The 16,309-nt window shown below is 38.9% G+C and carries 15 protein-coding genes, 1 pseudogene and 1 riboswitch; of the genes and pseudogenes, 6 read left to right on the top strand and 10 right to left on the bottom strand.

Annotated features, from left to right (window positions below; all coding sequences use genetic code 11):
• Nucleotides 1-157: 157 nt before the first annotated feature.
• Entirely contained in the window at nucleotides 158-610 is a 453-nt protein-coding gene (locus ACZSMY_RS22780; protein WP_465148367.1) for a hypothetical protein, read from the top strand.
• Between the two features lie 69 nt (nucleotides 611-679).
• On the opposite strand, the gene ACZSMY_RS22775 is transcribed toward ACZSMY_RS22780, so the two are convergent.
• From ACZSMY_RS22775 to ACZSMY_RS22765, 3 genes are all read right to left on the bottom strand, one after another.
• Complete coding sequence (locus ACZSMY_RS22775; protein WP_042531926.1) at nucleotides 680-1,339, bottom strand: DUF6320 domain-containing protein; 660 nt, start codon at nucleotides 1,337-1,339, stop codon at nucleotides 680-682.
• A 5-nt stretch (nucleotides 1,340-1,344) separates the two neighbouring features.
• A complete protein-coding gene (locus tag ACZSMY_RS22770) occupies nucleotides 1,345-2,601 on the bottom strand; it encodes a phthiocerol/phthiodiolone dimycocerosyl transferase family protein (protein WP_212928640.1) in 1,257 nt (418 codons plus the stop codon).
• 347 nt (nucleotides 2,602-2,948) lie between these two features.
• On the bottom strand, nucleotides 2,949-3,794 hold the full coding sequence (locus ACZSMY_RS22765) for a MurR/RpiR family transcriptional regulator (RefSeq protein WP_042531931.1): 846 nt from the start codon (nucleotides 3,792-3,794) through the stop codon (nucleotides 2,949-2,951).
• Nucleotides 3,795-3,941: 147 nt separating this feature from the next.
• Here ACZSMY_RS22765 and ACZSMY_RS22760 point away from each other — a divergent pair, with 147 nt between their 5' ends.
• Both ACZSMY_RS22760 and ACZSMY_RS22755 read left to right on the top strand, forming a co-directional pair.
• A complete protein-coding gene (locus tag ACZSMY_RS22760; protein WP_465148366.1) occupies nucleotides 3,942-5,288 on the top strand; it encodes a sodium/glutamate symporter in 1,347 nt (448 codons plus the stop codon).
• Nucleotides 5,285-6,409 (top strand): tyramine oxidase subunit B, encoded by a 1,125-nt coding sequence (locus ACZSMY_RS22755; protein ID WP_042531935.1) that lies wholly within the window; start codon nucleotides 5,285-5,287, stop codon nucleotides 6,407-6,409. The genes ACZSMY_RS22760 and ACZSMY_RS22755 overlap by 4 nt, the downstream gene beginning before the upstream one ends.
• Before the next feature lie 156 nt (nucleotides 6,410-6,565).
• On the opposite strand, the gene ACZSMY_RS22750 is transcribed toward ACZSMY_RS22755, so the two are convergent.
• The 6 genes from ACZSMY_RS22750 to ACZSMY_RS22725 all read right to left on the bottom strand — a co-directional run bounded on the left by ACZSMY_RS22750 (nucleotide 6,566) and on the right by ACZSMY_RS22725 (nucleotide 11,988).
• Nucleotides 6,566-6,784 (bottom strand): hypothetical protein, encoded by a 219-nt coding sequence (locus ACZSMY_RS22750; RefSeq protein ID WP_042531937.1) that lies wholly within the window; start codon nucleotides 6,782-6,784, stop codon nucleotides 6,566-6,568.
• A 28-nt stretch (nucleotides 6,785-6,812) separates the two neighbouring features.
• The gene (locus ACZSMY_RS22745) at nucleotides 6,813-7,583 is read right to left on the bottom strand and encodes a 2-keto-4-pentenoate hydratase (RefSeq protein ID WP_042531939.1); all 771 of its coding nucleotides are present in this window, start codon (nucleotides 7,581-7,583) and stop codon (nucleotides 6,813-6,815) included.
• A gap of 92 nt (nucleotides 7,584-7,675) precedes the next feature.
• Complete coding sequence (locus ACZSMY_RS22740) at nucleotides 7,676-8,821, bottom strand: alpha-hydroxy-acid oxidizing protein (protein WP_193064032.1); 1,146 nt, start codon at nucleotides 8,819-8,821, stop codon at nucleotides 7,676-7,678.
• Between the two features lie 14 nt (nucleotides 8,822-8,835).
• Nucleotides 8,836-9,504 carry a methionine ABC transporter permease gene (locus tag ACZSMY_RS22735; protein WP_139089063.1) on the bottom strand — a complete coding sequence of 223 codons (669 nt, stop codon included), beginning with the start codon at nucleotides 9,502-9,504 and terminating at the stop codon, nucleotides 8,836-8,838.
• Nucleotides 9,500-10,519: a methionine ABC transporter ATP-binding protein gene (locus ACZSMY_RS22730; protein WP_042531945.1), complete on the bottom strand. Its 1,020-nt coding sequence runs from the start codon at nucleotides 10,517-10,519 to the stop codon at nucleotides 9,500-9,502. The genes ACZSMY_RS22735 and ACZSMY_RS22730 overlap by 5 nt, the downstream gene beginning before the upstream one ends.
• A 142-nt stretch (nucleotides 10,520-10,661) precedes the next feature.
• Nucleotides 10,662-10,757, bottom strand: a riboswitch (SAM riboswitch).
• A gap of 61 nt (nucleotides 10,758-10,818) precedes the next feature.
• Nucleotides 10,819-11,988: an aminotransferase class I/II-fold pyridoxal phosphate-dependent enzyme gene (locus tag ACZSMY_RS22725; protein WP_465148368.1), complete on the bottom strand. Its 1,170-nt coding sequence runs from the start codon at nucleotides 11,986-11,988 to the stop codon at nucleotides 10,819-10,821.
• A gap of 257 nt (nucleotides 11,989-12,245) precedes the next feature.
• Between ACZSMY_RS22725 and brnQ the strand changes: the two genes are divergently transcribed.
• Nucleotides 12,246-13,583, top strand: coding sequence for a branched-chain amino acid transport system II carrier protein (gene brnQ, locus ACZSMY_RS22720; RefSeq protein WP_042531949.1), 1,338 nt, complete (start codon nucleotides 12,246-12,248; stop codon nucleotides 13,581-13,583).
• A gap of 45 nt (nucleotides 13,584-13,628) precedes the next feature.
• Here the strand turns inward: brnQ and ACZSMY_RS22715 are convergent, their stop codons facing one another.
• The gene (locus ACZSMY_RS22715) at nucleotides 13,629-14,216 is read right to left on the bottom strand and encodes a TetR/AcrR family transcriptional regulator (RefSeq protein WP_341172559.1); all 588 of its coding nucleotides are present in this window, start codon (nucleotides 14,214-14,216) and stop codon (nucleotides 13,629-13,631) included.
• A 273-nt stretch (nucleotides 14,217-14,489) separates the two neighbouring features.
• Between ACZSMY_RS22715 and ACZSMY_RS22710 the strand changes: the two genes are divergently transcribed.
• On the top strand, nucleotides 14,490-15,389 hold the full coding sequence (locus ACZSMY_RS22710; RefSeq protein WP_042531953.1) for an ABC transporter ATP-binding protein: 900 nt from the start codon (nucleotides 14,490-14,492) through the stop codon (nucleotides 15,387-15,389).
• Nucleotides 15,389-16,309, top strand: a pseudogene (locus tag ACZSMY_RS22705) (ABC transporter permease); the annotation flags it as partial. The gene ACZSMY_RS22710 and the pseudogene ACZSMY_RS22705, both read left to right, overlap by 1 nt.

The following is a 16,309-nucleotide window of genomic DNA, read 5'->3' as shown; positions in this document are numbered from 1 at the left end:
TCGTTTATATGAGATGAAACAGAAATATCCATTAACCGATATGGTTGAATTTCATTTCTTGATAGATATCATTATAGAAGTGATTCTTTCGTCGGTCTACCGTTCCTAACAGCAGCAGCCAGCGCGTTAAGACATCTTCCCACTGGAGGAGATTGCGATGGTCGATAAAACGTTAAATGTTGTGATACGGGTCTGGGAAGATTTAAGCCGTACAGAAGAAGAACGGCGGGAATATGAAATCCGTTTGAAGCAAATTTTAGATGAGCAATCTAAGAAGCGGGATAGAGAGTTGTTAGAGCAGGAAATGGAAGAAATGAGAGAGCAAAGAGAAGAAATGAAAATGGAGAAAGAAGAGCTGAAAGCAGAGAAAGAAGAAATAAAGGCGGAGAAAGAAGAAATAAAAGAACAGAGGAAAACAATGAAAGCGGAGAAAGAAGAAGCAGAACGCAAAAGGCTTGAAACGGAGTCCGCACTAAAGGAATCTGCAAAACAAATGGCACTCAAAATGTTAGAGCGGGGGATAAGCCAAACGGCTATTTTACAGGTGACGGGTTTAACTCTACAGCAATTTGAGGTTATTCAGCAGGAATTGGGAAATAAGAATAAATAGATTGTAACGTACTAGTATAAAACAACAAGGCACATGCTGATAAATGAAGAGACAGCATGTGCCTTTATGCTAAAAATGAAATCGCCGAACAATTTCATTTTTCATCGTTTTTTCCGAAAACAGTACCATACCAATCAGTGTCATCAAAGCATAGAGAGCTGTTGCAGCACTTGGCCATAATACAGTGGACCACGAACTTAAGAACAGAATAACAGGAAGGAAGCCGAGAATAACCATCGTAGTCATATAACCGATGTATTCACGCCACTTCATAGGTTTCCGCAGCACAATGATTGTTACAAGTAACGTTGCCAGCGTAACAAGAAACGGAATAACATAGTGAATGGACCATTTAGAGCTTCCGGAAGCTGCATCTAAAATAAATAGCATAACAGAGAGTGCAATAACTTGAAGAACCACCTTGGACCCAATGTGCGCTCTGGAAAGAATGGTATGATTTATGGTTAACAGACTGTATAGTACTGGGCTTAACACATATAAAAACCATAATTTATCCGGGTTAGTCAGTAAATTAATTAATATACTGGTACTGACAATAAAAATAGCAACAAATAAGACAAGCCGCTGCGCAAAACGGCGTCGTTTGACTTTGGTTTCATAAATAGGATAATATTCATTGTCTCCTGATTTCTGAGAAAGCTTATTCTTGCAGAGTGGACAATATTGCTGTTTTGTATAGGTATTGCAATTATTGCAATAATGTTGCATTGTTTTCACCTGCTGTCATTGGAATAGACCTCTATCTCCAGGTTATATGTCTTAGAAAGTTCTCTGAAAAAGGTACGAATAATATCCGCTTCTTTAATCATTCTGGAAAATGTGATTACAAGTTCATCGCCAACTGCAATCATCGCACCATTAATGGGACTTTTCTTGGTTGGATATAAAATGAGTTCCATATGTGAAATATGTGATTTCATTGATTCTGGAAGCTGTACTTTTCCGACGTTTGTCATCGTCATTGCTTTGGTACGCTCACTAAAGCTTCTATATCCATAACGTATGGCATGGTATTTTAACGGAAGCGGAATGAACCTTGCTGTCAGTCTAGTCTGCCATTTGACCCGGTCATTAATACTTTGCTGTAAGCTTTCTCTCCGTACTTTTTCCCGTAATTGCTTTGATATTTCTGTAATGATTTCTTCTAAAGTTGTTTTCTCTGTTACTGCCATCCCGATATTAACCACACCAAAAAAATTACGAAGTGTATTTGAAGGAAAAAGATTTCTTAAATTGACAGGAATGGCGATTTTTATTTCCTCCTGATAAGCACGGAATTTCAATCTCTCTTTATAAATAGCTGCAATAAGAAGTGCTGAAATAAACGCAGTAATAGTCGTTCCATGCGCTTTAGCAAGCTGGTGTACCTTTTCCGCACTCATTTTTCCGTGGACGGCAACTGTCTGATCAATTGCTCCGCCGCGAATTTGATAGGAAGGTGCTTCTTTAAATTTTTCGGGTTTTTCATCCGTAACATAATTCTGATAGCTGTCATCGCTTTCGTAATAGCTGGGTTCATCGTGAATATCAATTAATGTACTTGCATAGCTTACATCTTTCCCTAAATGAACGAGATACTGATAAACAAGTGCTTTAATAAATTCTAAAGCGCCAGTGCCATCTGTTACAGAATGAAAAAATTCCACAGCAATTCTTTTTTTATAATAAGTAACGCGCATTAAAAATCCATTTGTTTCCAATGGGTCAATGGGAGCGCATGGATATTGATTTTCATAATGCACAAAAAGCTTTTCTTTATTCTCCACAAGAAAATCCCAGAACACGCCTTTGCTGAGCTTTACAGCAAACATAGGCAGACGCTTAAGAACATCGTCGAGTGCGTGCTGAAGCTCATCAGGTTGTACGGGCTCCTTCATTACCGCAGCCATCCGAAAGACGGAAGAATTCGTCTGTTCAGACACAGCGTGAAACATTTTCCCCGCATTATCAAGTTTGTACCATTCATTCATCTTACGCACACCCCTGTTACGTACTGCTTTGCTTGTATATTGTTAATTTGAGTAAAAACCAATTCTTTTATTACAGAGAGCGTCCAAAAACTTCTGCCTTAAAATAAAGAGAGTGAATAAAATTATTTAGTCAGGAGATAAAGGCGCTAACTCCCTGAACCGCTCAACTAATCAATCAGTGGGAGAAAAACAAAAATACCTACTGTTTGAAGTGTGTTTATAAGCTTTATTTTTTACTTTAACAGATGACGCTCTTTTTTTATACTATGAAAAATATCGATATAAAAAAATGGAGTTAAGTTTTAAACACAAAAAATATTATATAGATGTTTTCACAACCCGCTCATTTACATTGTAGTAATATGATTATCTTGATGCACCTTATTTAATTCTGAAATTTTAGCAACAGAATCCGGATCTTTTTTTCCTAAGTCAATGATGAGTGATTCGATTAAAGCAATAGCAGGAATAATACTGTAGCGATTTTTACTCTGTCCGACTACTAAGTGTGCATCACTATCAGGAATAATAGGACATGTTTCGATATCGGTAATCAGAGCGATAGAGATGTCTTTATGGTTACGGCAGTATTTAACAAAATCAACGCTTTGTTTTGTGTAAGGAGACAAAGCAATTACAATTAATAAATCATTTTGGTGAAATTTTAAAGATTCATCATATAAGAAATCATTGTTGCCGCTTAATTGTGTTATATTGTCCCTGATTCCCCGAAGCATCAATTCAAAATAAAGCGCAATGGATACCGAGGTTCTCATGCCTAGAAAGTACAGCTTTTTTGATTGGAGGAGCATGTTTAGAAATTGAGTATATTGCTTTAAATCAAGCTCTCTTAACATGGATTCAATATCTTGTATGCTGCTATATCCAACCTTCATCATGGAGTTCTCTGATTCGTCTATTTCCTCTAATGATTTTTGTAAATGCCACCATGTATTTTTTTTATTATTGAAAGCATATTTGATGATGTCCTTTTTAAAATCTGGATATTTTTTATAACCAATTTTATCAATAAACCTTAGGATGGTTGTTGTCCCTACCTGGCTGTTTTTTGATAATTCATTAATCGTCATTGTTGATACATCATCTATATTCTGAATAACATATTTACACAGACTTTGCTGTTGACGGGGTAAATTATTCTGAATAGCTATTAATCTATCTTTTAAGTCCAAAGTTCATTCCTCCTTTGTAATTATAATTATACCAGTTTGGAGAATATATTATAATTAAGGAAAAATAATTCCTTTTTAAATATTTTGGTTTATTTTTTCCTAAATTAATGATATAGTGTTATAAAACAACATGAAAGGGGTTACAATATGGAGTTTAATGTTTGGGATATTTTAATCGACTTTGGTATCATTTCTGCACTATTGCTGGTTGGAACTTTTCTGAGAGCAAAAGTGGGAATATTTCAACGGTCGTTTATGCCTGCAAGTATTATTGCCGGAATCCTTGGTTTGCTTTTAGGAAGCCATGGATTGAATATATTGCCATTTTCAGAACTAATCAGCACGTATCCTTCTTTATTGATTGCAGTAGTATTTGCTGCGCTTCCTTTATCAACACCAAAATTTAAATGGTCAGATATGTTTGATAAAGTAGGAAGATTATGGTCTTATTCTCAGGTTATTATGCTTCTTATGTGGGGAGGGGGATTATTATTTGCATTAGCGTTATTAGTACCGATATTTGATGTGCATAATGGATTTGGTTTGCTGCTTGCAGCAGGTTTTGTCGGAGGGCATGGCACCGCAGCCGCAATAGGAGAAGCCTTCCAGAGTCAGGGATGGGAAGAAGCTACTACATTAGCAATGACTTCAGCAACCATAGGAGCTATCTTAGCGATTGGAATAGGGTTGCTATTAATAAAATCTAATGCAAATAAAGGAAATACAAATTATATTAGCAGTTTTGATAAGCTTCCCAATGAATTGAAATCTGGTTTATTACCGAAAGATAAGCGAGATCCACTAGGAGAAAATACAGTATCAAGTATTTTAATTGATCCTTTTGCATTTCATCTGATTCTTGTTTTGATTGCTACTTCAATTGGGTATTATCTAAGCCAACTGGGCGAATCACTCTATGCAAGTTTATCCATTCCAGCATTTTCTCTTGCTTTTTTAGTCGGTCTATTACTGAGATATTTTTTAGAATGGATTAAAGCAGACGATTATGTTGATCATAAAATCATGAGCAGTATAGGGGGGAATGCAACTGATTTTCTAGTTGCATTTGGCATTGCATCTATCAACTTGACGGTAGTTGCTGATAATATTGTGCCATTTAGCATTCTTATTATATTTGGCATCATTCTCAGCTATATTTTTTATAAAGTTTTATCAAGGTATTATTTCCGGGAAAATTGGTTTGAAAAAGGAATTTTTACATTCGGGTGGATTACGGGGGCTGTTGCAACAGCAATTGCATTATTAAGAATCGTTGACCCAAAATTAAAAAGCAATACGTTAGATGAATTTGGGTTGGCGTATATACCAATAGCGCCAGTGGAAATCGCAATTATTACATTTTCACCGCTGCTTATATTAAATGGGCATCATTGGCTCTTTGTCGTGATTACGATAGTTATTAGTTTCGTGATATTAACAGTATCCTACTATAAAAAATGGATTATATTAAATTCAAAGGAGAGATCAAAGTGAGTGAGAAGGTAGAATTTTTATACTTACAGGAAGAAGAATTAATTGAGGCTGGTGTTCTTGATATGAAAGAATGTGTCAGCACCATTGAGGAAATGTTTCATCTTATAGGGAAAGGCGATTATATGCTGGGAGGACCAAACAGAAATGATCATGGTTTAATGCTTTGGTTTAATAAAGAGGAGCCATTTGAAAATATACCAAAAGCAGGTCCAGATCGAAGGTTTATGTCACTTATTTCCTATCTCGGAGGAGCATTCGATGTAATAGGTAATAAATGGTATGGCTCTAATGTTGAAAATATGGATAAAGAACTGCCGCGTTCCATTCATACTTTTACACTTAATGATAAAGAAACAGGAGCACCGCTGGCAATCATGGCGGGGAACTTAATCAGTTCTATGCGAACGGGTGCAGTGCCTGGAGTTATATCAAAACATCTTGCTAAGAAAGACGCAAAAGTTTTAGGTGCTGTTGGAGGCGGTGCAATCAATCAGTCTTGTATCGAAGCAATAGCAAGTTCCGTTAGTACGCTTGAAAAGATTGTCCTTTTTGATATTAATTTAGAAAAAGGAAAACAAATTGCTGATAAATTGGAAAGGCAATTGAATCTTTTCGTTGAAGTAGTCGATGATTTGGATCACTGTATTCAGCAATCCGATATAGTAACTGTTGCTACATCTGGGAAAATTAAGCCAGAAATAAAGAAGGAAAGTATAAAGCCTGGGGCGCTTATCATTCTTACAGGAGCAGCAGATTTATCTCAAGAAGTTTACAATCAATCAAGAATCGTTTCAGATTTATGGTCTATGCATAAAAAATGGCTGGAAGATGGATTATCACATCCTGATGGTATAGCCAGCATTCGTGATTGGACGATGTCAGGTCAACTATTAGAGCTCATCCATAACGGTGAATTTGATGACAGCACGGTTGATGATATCGGGGATATTATTTCAGGTCAAAAGACGGGAAGAAATACAGAAGATGAAGTTATTATTTGTATGACTGGAGGTCTTCCTACAGAAGACGTTGCCTGGGCATATAAAGTATATCAAAATGCATTAAAGAACAATATTGGAACAGCGCTTCCGTTATGGGAGAGCTCCTATTTAACAAAATAAATTAGTTTTCCTGTTTTCATTGAATTCTGCAGCTAAATTGAATAATAGAAAAAATAATGGATTGCTATTCTGATTGATTATGAATAGCAATCCCATCTTTAACTTAAGACTTGAATAAGAAGTAACACCATCCACTGCCTGATGTTACTTCTTATTCTAAATATAGAAAACAAGGTAAACAGAAAAGGCTCCAAATACAATAATATAAAAAAGTATTTTAGCAAGTGTCGGCTTCTTGTAACAATCGTAAATTGCAGGTACAGTAATTAAAAAAAGTGCAATAATCATAGTTGCTGTATTTAAGAAAAAAGTAATTAAAATCCCTGCAATAATAAATAAAACCCCTGATATAATATTCTCTTTCCTATTTATCATAAGTCACCCCATATTCTCTATATCACGCTTAAATCAAGGTTATTTTCACACTGCCAATATCACGGTAGCTGGCAAGATATTCACCTGCTTCTGCTTCAAATGGCGAAATAAATGTTCCAGAAGAAACCACCATGCCTTTTTGCAAAGACAAGTTATGACTGGCTAATTTCTCCACAAGCCATTTAACCGCATTGACAGGATTATCTAATACCGCATCAGAGCATCCGGTATGTGTTGTTTTTCCATTATATTTTAAATCGAGATCAATTGCACCGAGCTTTTCTATGCTGGGAGAAGGAACAGGGCTGCCTGTAACTATTCTGCCTGTTGCTGTATTGTCAGATAGCAAATCCATTAATGAAAAATTCGGGAACCAGTTGATATATCTTGCATCTGGAATTTCAATTCCCGGAGCAACAGAAGTTTTTTCGATGATTTCCTGAACATCTGCGTTGTTTGAGATATCTTCATTGATGAAAAACATCAATTCAGGTTCAATCAAGGGAGAGAATAAATGGGATAGGGCATACTCAGCATCTCCCTGTAACACTTGTGATGTCAGAATGGTTCCGTAGGCAGGCTCGTGTGTATCAGCAATTGCCTGTGTTTCTTTGCTGGTCATACTGATTTTATAGCCCGCGACCGAATCACCCTCCTGAACACGTTTGTTAATAAACGCATGCTGCACTTGATATGCTTCGTCTTCGCTGATTGTATAGTTTTCACGAATAAATGAAACGGGCTTATGCGCCTCGTAAGCTGTTTCGATATGTGCTAAAATTTCGGGAATAACGCTCATGCTTAAAATCTCCTTATAGCTTTTTCATAATATTATATGATTATGATGAAAGAAAAGAGCGTCTCCGTCAAGAGGCCGCTCTGTATATATACTTAGTTATCAGCAGCAATTTTCAATGTGAGCTGCTTTACTTCTTCTATTGTCTTAGCTCCAGATAATGCCATCGATACAGCAACTTCTTGCGCAAGGTTAGCGAATATCTTCTGAACGCCTGCTTCTCCCTGAAGTGCAAGCGCGTAGGTATACGGACGCCCAAATAAAATCGCATCTGCGCCAAGCGCCAGGGCTTTGATGACATCTGCTCCCCGGCGGATGCCGCTATCAAGCAGCAAGGGGAAATCTGGACCAACAGCTTCGCGTATAGCTGGTAATGCTTCCAGACTTGGTATGATTCCGTCCATTTGTCTGCCGCCATGATTGGAGACAATAATCCCGTCTATTCCGGCTTTTATTGCTTGTTTTGCATCTTCAGGATGAAGGATGCCTTTTAGAAAAATTGGCAGCTTCGTACGTTGACGTAATGCCGTTATATTGTCCCAATGAAGGGATGGGTGATGAAGGTTTTCAATAATTGATTCAACTTCATCCTGTCCATCCTTTAAGCCTTCTTGAAATGCAGGATCCTGGACATAGTTTGCTTTTCCATACCCTTTTTTCAATGGGGAGTACTGATGCCTCATATCATCTTCACGCCACCCGAGAATCATAGTATCCACGGTGACCACTATCGCTTCATATCCGGCTTTTTCTGCGCGTTCTGCCATACTGTAGGAAATAGCATCATTATTGGACCAGTATAATTGAAACCATTTTGGTCCATGAGGAACAGCTTCCGAGACTTCTTCGATAGATCTTGCTGTAACAGTGCTTTGAATGTATGGAATATTCATCGAAGCCGCAACATTTGCAATGGCAAAGTCAGGTTCTTCATGAACCATTTTTAAATGTCCTATCGGAGCGACCATTAATGGGGAAGCATATTCTTTTCCTAAAATACGTATAGATGTGTCCACTTCGGAGACATTACGTAAAAACCTGGGAATAATCGAATATTTCTCAAAGGCTTCTCTGTTTTTTCTTAACGTTTCTTCCCCGCCGGCACCAGAGCGGATGTGGCCAAATACTTCTGCCGGCAGGGCATGCTTTGCTGCAGCTTCAAGCTGTGCAGTGCCAATTGGAAAGGAATCTTGTATGGTTATATGCTCTAAGAAAGAGCTTTTCTTGGATGAGGTTGTCATATTTTTTCCTCCAATTAATCTTTTTTCAATCGTTCGGCGAGTCGGTTTCCAAGAGACTGAAGACCTTGAACGATAATAACGAGCATAATAACCGTAACGTACATGACGTCTGTTTCATAACGCAAGTGTCCAAATCGGTAAGCTAAGTCACCCAGGCCTCCAGCGCCGACTAATCCGGCCATAGCAGTTGCCCCGATAAGGCTGATTGTTGCGATGGTTAATGCAAGAACAATGGCTGGTCTCGCTTCACGCAGCATCACATTCCAAATAATTTGATGTGTCTTTACTCCCATCGCTCGATATGCTTCGATAACACCTTGGTTGACCTCTAACAGGGAGGATTCAATCAGTCTGGCGATATAAGGAGCTGCATTGACAACGAGCGGCACAATAACTCCTTTTACACCAATGGTTACACCTACAATCAATTTGGTGAAAGGAAGCATAAAGAATAAAAGAATAATAAATGGAATGGACCGGATGACGTTAATCAGCAGGTTTAAAGACTGATAAACAAACTTATTTTGCAAGGGTTGTCCCGGACGTGTCAAAACTAATAGAATAGCTAAAATAACGCCGATAATAACAGCGAAAAACAAAGAGATTAAAACCATTTGAAGAGTTTCTATTATGGCATCATAAAACTCTGAACCCCATTGATCAATAAATGCCTGCATGTTAATTCACCCCCAATTCTTCTACTTCTACGCCTTGTTCTTTTAAGAAGGAGAGAGAATGTTCTACTTGATGCTCACTGCCAATCAAATGAACGACAAGGTTGCCGACAATGCCATTTTTTAATTCGATAATATTGGCAGTCAGAATATTCGGCTCTACATAAAATTGCTGTGTTACCTTAGACAACAGCGGCTGACCTGTATTTTCACCAAGGAAGGTTAAACGAATTACTTTGCCTTCTAAATTCAATTCATCAATTAAACGATCCGATAATTTTCGTTGTGAAATGGTATTTAAGAACTTTTTAGTCGTCGGCTGTTTAGGTTTTGTAAATAGTTCTATCGTCGAACCTTGTTCAATGAGGTTTCCGTTTTCAATAACATAGACATAATCGCATATTTTTTGGATAACGTTCATTTCGTGCGTGATTAATAGTATTGTGATCCCAAGCTCTGCATTAATTTTTAATAATAGTTCGAGAATGGAATTTGTCGTTTCTGGGTCGAGTGCGCTGGTTGCCTCATCGCTCAGGAGGACCTGTGGCTCCTGTGACAGCGCCCTGGCAATAGCGACACGCTGCTTTTGACCGCCGGAAAGCTGGGAAGGATAAGCATCTTTTTTCTCAGATAAATCGACAATATCTAAGTATTTCATGACTCTTTCCTTAACCTCTGCCTTCGGTACGCCGAGTAATTTTAATGGAATCGCAATGTTATCATAGACACTGGCAGTCCTTAATAAATTAAAATGCTGAAAAATCATGCCGACCTTTTGTCTTGTTTGCCGGAGCTTTTCTTTTGACAGCTTCGTTAAGTCGGTTCCATCAATCCAAACCTTTCCTTTCGAAGGAGACTCCAGTAAATTGACACAGCGAATTAATGTACTTTTTCCTGCACCGCTGTAGCCGATTACGCCATGGATTTCTCCTTTATTGACAGAAATCGACACATCGTCCAGTGCAGTAACATCCTTTCCTTTTTTGGAGGGGAAAACTTTTGTGACATTCTCTAATTTGATCATCTGCTGTTTTTCCTGCCTTTCTATCATTATGCTGCAGTTGATAGGTAATATTGTTTGCAGCTGTCTTGTCAGAATCGATACAATTTCTAAAAAAGAGCCTCTCTAGGGTAAGAGAGGCTCGAAAATGTAATCTTATTTTCTGCTCTCATCTTTCAAGACGGGTGTCTTGCTGGAATTAGCACCTTTTTAAGGTTGCCGAGCTTCAACGGGCCAGTCCCTCAGCTGCTCTGGATAAGAGGTGTGGTAGCAATTGAATTGTATTCTTTAAAAGTATCTTATTTTACAAGTTTCGTCAATATTTATTTTTGAAACAGCTGCAGTTTCTCAATACGTCGAATAGCTTCACGAATACGATCCTCTTCTACGAGTAATCCGACGCGTATATAACCTTCTCCATTCTTTCCGAAACCATTCCCGGCTGCAACGGCTACATCCGCCTCTTGTAATAAATAATCAGCAAATGTTTCACTTGTAAATGCCGCTGGTACAGGGAGCCAGGCAAAGAAAGAGCCTTTCGGTGCAGTGACTTCCCAGCCGATACGTCTGCATTCTTCTATGAGAACATCTCTGCGCTGTTCATAGCGTTCCACAAGCGAGGTGACACAGCTTTGGTCCCCTAATAATGCTTCCGCAGCTGCCTTTTGAATAGCTGGGAAAAGACTGACAAATAAATGGTCCTGCAGAATATTAATCGCTTCGATCATATCTTTGTTGCCAGCAGCAAAACCGACTCGCCAGCCGGCCATATTATAGGTTTTGGAAAGGGTGTACAGCTCAACGCCGACATCTTTCGCTCCTTTTGTCTGTAGGAAGCTTATTGGCTGATAGCCGTCGAAACCGATGGCTCCATAAGCGAAATCATGAACAACACCGATATCATTTTCCTTCGCTAACGCAACGGTATCTTCAAAAAATTCTTTCGTTGCGACACCTCCGGTCGGGTTGTTTGGATAGTTGAGATATAATAGCTTGGCAAGTTTCTTTTGTTCCGGCGTCAGGGCAGCATAATCTGGTAAAAAATTGTTTTCCTCTAATAATGGAAACGTGTCATAAGTAACGTCTGCTAATGAAACACTGGACAAATAATCTGGATATCCAGGGTCTGGCAAGAGCATTAATTCGCCTTCATCCATAACAGCTAAAGGGAGTTCTACCAAGCCAATTTTACTTCCGAACAAAATAGCAATTTCTGAAGCAGGATCTAAATCGACATTATATTCTCTTTTATAAAACTGTGCTGCAGCCCCTTTTAATTCATCGGTACCGCGGAAAGGGGAATATTTATGGGCAGCCGGATTTTCGGCGCTTTCCTGAAGTGTACGGATAATATGCGGCGGTGTCGGCTGATCCGGGTTGCCTTGTCCGAGATTGATAATATCTCTTCCTTCTTCCAGGGCTGCAGCGACTTTGCCGGCAAGGGATGCAAAAAATTGAGCAGGAAGCTTTTCTACACGACGGGATAACTTCATCATCTATCGACCTCTTTATACTAGTTTGTGAATTTTATAATTACATCTAATAGTATAAGTTTGCAGTGCGATTGTCTATAAAAAATATGAGAAAACAGCAAAACAAGGCAGGATGGGAATTTTTTCCGTGTCTCTTATTCATCCCTTTTTCCGTTGCATTTCATATGTGAAAGTAGTAAGATAGAAATCGTGTCAAATTATGTTAAATAATTAGATAATTCCAAGAATTATTTGGTTTGGAGGTAGGAGGAATAAAAATGAATACCAAACTGCGTATAGGAAATTATTTAGCAATTGCATTTATGTTATTTGCTTTATTTTTTGGAGCGGGGAACCTGATTTTCCCGGCACAGCTCGGACAATTATCAGGAGATAATATTACCCCGGCTACGATTGGCTTTTTAATCACTGGAGTAGGGTTGCCTTTTCTGGGTATTATGGCAATGGGCTTCTCTGGAAAAAATAATCTGCAGGAGCTTGCCAGCCGTGTCCATCCTGTTTATGGTCTTGGGTTTACGGCGTTACTTTACTTAACAATCGGACCATTCTTTGCAGCTCCAAGAACAGGAACAGTGGCTTATGAGGTTGGTATTGGTCCATATGTAAGCGAAGGATCTCAATCAACGGTTCTCTTGATTTTTACCGGAGTCTTTTTCTTAATTGCCCTGCTTGTCTCGTTATTTCCATCTAAAATTGTTGATAATATTGGGAAATTTTTAGCGCCAGTGTTGGTTGTTTTACTGCTTGTTTTATTGGCAGTTGCCCTCTTTAATCCGATGGGGACGATTCAGGCTCCAGAGGAAGCATACCAGACTTCCGCCTTTTTTATCGGATTTTTAGAAGGTTATAATACGATGGATGCTTTGGCAGCACTGGTATTTGGGATTATTATTATTAATGTTATCAAAGGGTTTGGAATTACAGATAATAATCAAATTCTCTCTGCGGTGACGAAGATAGGCTTAACTTCGACAGCACTGCTGGTTATCATCTATGTAGGAATCTCTTACCTGGGTGCAACAAGTGTGACAGAATTAGGTGTATTGGAAAATGGAGGGCCTGTGTTAAGCGGTGCTGCAGCGTATTACTTCGGTACATTTGGAACGATTTTGCTGGCTGCTATTATTATATTAGCTTGTTTGACCACTGCTATTGGTCTGATTACAGCAAATGCAGAGTATTTCCATACCTTGTTTCCGGCGATTGCTTATAAGCCATGGGTATTCTTCTTTTCCATTTTAACTTTTGTCATAGCTAACTTTGGTTTAGAAAATATTATTGCTTTTTCTACGCCGGTACTTATGTTCTTATATCCGCTGGCAATGGTATTAGTTTTGCTGACGTTCGTATCACCGTTTTTCAACCATTCACGTCTTGTCTACATCCCGACTATTGCAGTTACGTTCATATTTAGTATCATAGACGGTCTTGTAGCGCTTTATCAGTCATTAGAATTAGAGCTGCCTGGATGGTTAGATACGCTTATTGAGACACTAGGCGATACTCTTCCGCTTTATGCAGAAGGTTTGGGCTGGCTTTTGCCGGCAGTTATTGTCGCAGTCATTATGATTATTGTCTCGAAAGTAAAAAAATAAAATAAAACCTGGCTGTTGGATTTTTTTATCTAACAGCCAGGTTTTTTAATTATCATTTTTTCCTGCAATTCCGTAGAAAAACAACTTCATTAATTCTTCTGTCAGCGGAACGAGCTGTTCGATGGCATCTCCTTTTTGTAAATAATCGCTAAACATCTGAAGGTAGACGAAGATAGCTGTATCGCTGATAGCAGGATCAATAAAACCTTCATCCCTGCCCTGTTGAACGAGCTGCATCATTGCTGGAAGTGCCTTTTCCTGGTAGAGACGCTCGATAAAATTACCTGGTATTTTATATTGCTCCATCATATAATTGGAAAATTCTTCGTGTACATCATTTACGATTTGTGCTTCAGAGAAGATAAGCTGCTTCATCTTCTCTTCATACGATATCGGCTTTTCAATGAGTTTATGATATATTTCCCACATTTGATTCGTATAGTAGACAAGCACTTCATGCAATAATTTTTCCTTGCTATCAAAATAATTATAAATGGTTACCTGCGACACACTTGCTTCCTTTGCAATCTTTGAGATGGAAACCTTTTTGATGCCATTTTTTTTAAATAATGCTGCGCTTGTATTTAAAATCTTTTCTTTTTTGATTGATGTTCTGCGTTCAAATCCATCCATAGCCTGTCACCCCCGTAATTATCACAGTGTAACTGGATGGGACTGGGACTGCGGTTACTCGCCCCACCGAAAACCATTGCGATTACTCGTCCCATCGTATAGAGCTGTGTGTCGAAAAGCCCTCACTGAATAAGGTTTTACTTTATCATATCACATTTAGAAATGAAATATAAATATAATAATATTTCAAAACTTATTGACGTAAAATTATTTTATCTATATTATGAAATATATCAGGTTAAATATTTCAAAACTTTCAGGGGAGGATTTCTTATGACTGTACTGCAGCTGGACCGGGTATCAAAACGATTTGGTGATTTTCAAGCACTGGATCACGTGTCAATGGAATTAAGAGAAGGAGAAATTTATGGATTTATCGGACCGAATGGAGCGGGGAAGTCAACAACGATACGTATTTTATTAGGAATGTTAAAGGCAACAGAGGGGCGCGCAACCTTATTTGGGAAGGATGCATGGAAGGACGCTGCAGATATTCATAAACGCTGTGCCTATGTACCGGGAGATGTGTATGTATGGCCCAATTTAACGGGCGGAGAAGTGATTGATGTTTTACTGAAAATGAACGGGAGCTATTCTGAGAAAAAACGTGATGAATGGGTAGAACGATTTCAGTTTGACCCGACGAAGAAAGCAAGGTCTTATTCGAAGGGAAACCGGCAAAAAATTGCTCTGATAGCTGCCTTTGCTTCAGAAGCTGATTTATTTATCCTGGATGAGCCGACCTCGGGACTTGACCCTCTGATGGAGCATATTTTTCAGCAGGGTGTAAGAGAAATGAAAGAAGCAGGGAAGACAGTACTTTTATCCAGTCATATTTTATCGGAGGTCGAGAAGCTTTGTGATCGTGTTGCAATTATTCGCAAAGGAAAAATCATTGAAAGAGGTACACTGGATGATTTGCGTCATTTAACAAGAATGCAGATGCAGGTAGAAACCAGAGAAATTCCAGAAGGATTCGCAAATCTGTCCGGTGTACACCAGTTAGAAGAAGCAGAAGGACAAATTACTTTTCAGGCAGATACAGATCATATGGAGGAGATTATCAACTATTTAAATAAATATGGCGTACGGAAACTAGAAAGCACTCCGCCGACGCTGGAAGATTTATTTATGCGTCATTACGAGGGACGAAGCAGCGAGGAGAATGCGTGATGAGAAAACATATCAAAGGAACGGGGATATTGTTCCCTATTTTAATGAGACAGCATCGACTGCGGCTGCTGCTGTGGCTGTCTGGACTTGTTCTGGTAAGCTGCTCTGTAGCTTATGCGTACCCAGACCTGTATCCTGATCAGGCATCCAGAGAAGCTTATTCCATGACGATGGAAAATCCGGCCATGATTGCCATGCTTGGAATAGGGTATGATCATTACCAGAAGATTGGCAGCTTATTTGCGCTGGAGATGCTATTATTTTCTGCCATTGCGGTGGCTATTATGAATATTTTACTCATGTCGAAGCTGACAAGGGATGATGAGGAGAATGGCATCTTAGAGCTTGTTCAATCTCGATCTGTCGGACGTTTAAGCTATCTAACGGCTTCCTTTATGGTCATGCTGTCTGCGAATGTTTTATTCGTTATCCTGCTTGCGACAGCAATGGGCTTTATGCAGATAGACGGCTTTGGATTTTCTGGAGTTGTCCTTTATAGCAGTCTTTTGGGGAGCTTTGGACTGCTGTTTGGTACTATGACAGCATTCTTTGCTCATTTTTCGGTCACTTCAAGAGGAACTAGTATTTTGGGGTTTGGTGCGTTGTTTTTCTTCTATATTTTACGAGCTGTCGGGGATGTGGAAGCGGCGTTTTTATCTTGGATCAGTCCGCTTGGCTGGTTATCAAGAGCGTATGTTTTTGTGGACAATAACATCTTTCCAATCGGTTTATTGCTGGTAAGCAGTCTGGGACTAGGTATTATAGCATTTATACTGCAGGCAAAACGTGATATAGGGGATGGGTTATTACCTGAACGGGCAGGTTCAGTGCGTGCTTCTGCCTTTTTAAAAACAAAGGTCGGGCTGGTCATCCGCTTACAGAAAACAATGATTTTCATATGGACGATTGGCATCTTGCTG

This window comes from Oceanobacillus sp. B139/18, assembly GCF_055524595.1.
This window is presented reverse-complemented; position numbering and strand designations above follow the sequence as displayed.

What these genes read in the sequence shown, in the direction of transcription:
- ACZSMY_RS22780 (WP_465148367.1), top strand. Translation starts at nt 158, where the DNA reads ATGGTCGATAAAACGTTAAATGTTGTGATACGGGTCTGGGAAGATTTA.
- ACZSMY_RS22775 (WP_042531926.1), bottom strand. Translation starts at nt 1,339, where the DNA reads ATGCAACATTATTGCAATAATTGCAATACCTATACAAAACAGCAATAT.
- ACZSMY_RS22770 (WP_212928640.1), bottom strand. Translation starts at nt 2,601, where the DNA reads ATGAATGAATGGTACAAACTTGATAATGCGGGGAAAATGTTTCACGCT.
- ACZSMY_RS22760 (WP_465148366.1), top strand. Translation starts at nt 3,942, where the DNA reads ATGGAGTTTAATGTTTGGGATATTTTAATCGACTTTGGTATCATTTCT.
- ACZSMY_RS22750 (WP_042531937.1), bottom strand. Translation starts at nt 6,784, where the DNA reads ATGATAAATAGGAAAGAGAATATTATATCAGGGGTTTTATTTATTATT.
- ACZSMY_RS22745 (WP_042531939.1), bottom strand. Translation starts at nt 7,583, where the DNA reads ATGAGCGTTATTCCCGAAATTTTAGCACATATCGAAACAGCTTACGAG.
- ACZSMY_RS22740 (WP_193064032.1), bottom strand. Translation starts at nt 8,821, where the DNA reads ATGACAACCTCATCCAAGAAAAGCTCTTTCTTAGAGCATATAACCATA.
- ACZSMY_RS22730 (WP_042531945.1), bottom strand. Translation starts at nt 10,519, where the DNA reads ATGATCAAATTAGAGAATGTCACAAAAGTTTTCCCCTCCAAAAAAGGA.
- ACZSMY_RS22725 (WP_465148368.1), bottom strand. Translation starts at nt 11,988, where the DNA reads ATGAAGTTATCCCGTCGTGTAGAAAAGCTTCCTGCTCAATTTTTTGCA.
- brnQ (WP_042531949.1), top strand. Translation starts at nt 12,246, where the DNA reads ATGAATACCAAACTGCGTATAGGAAATTATTTAGCAATTGCATTTATG.
- ACZSMY_RS22715 (WP_341172559.1), bottom strand. Translation starts at nt 14,216, where the DNA reads ATGGATGGATTTGAACGCAGAACATCAATCAAAAAAGAAAAGATTTTA.
- ACZSMY_RS22710 (WP_042531953.1), top strand. Translation starts at nt 14,490, where the DNA reads ATGACTGTACTGCAGCTGGACCGGGTATCAAAACGATTTGGTGATTTT.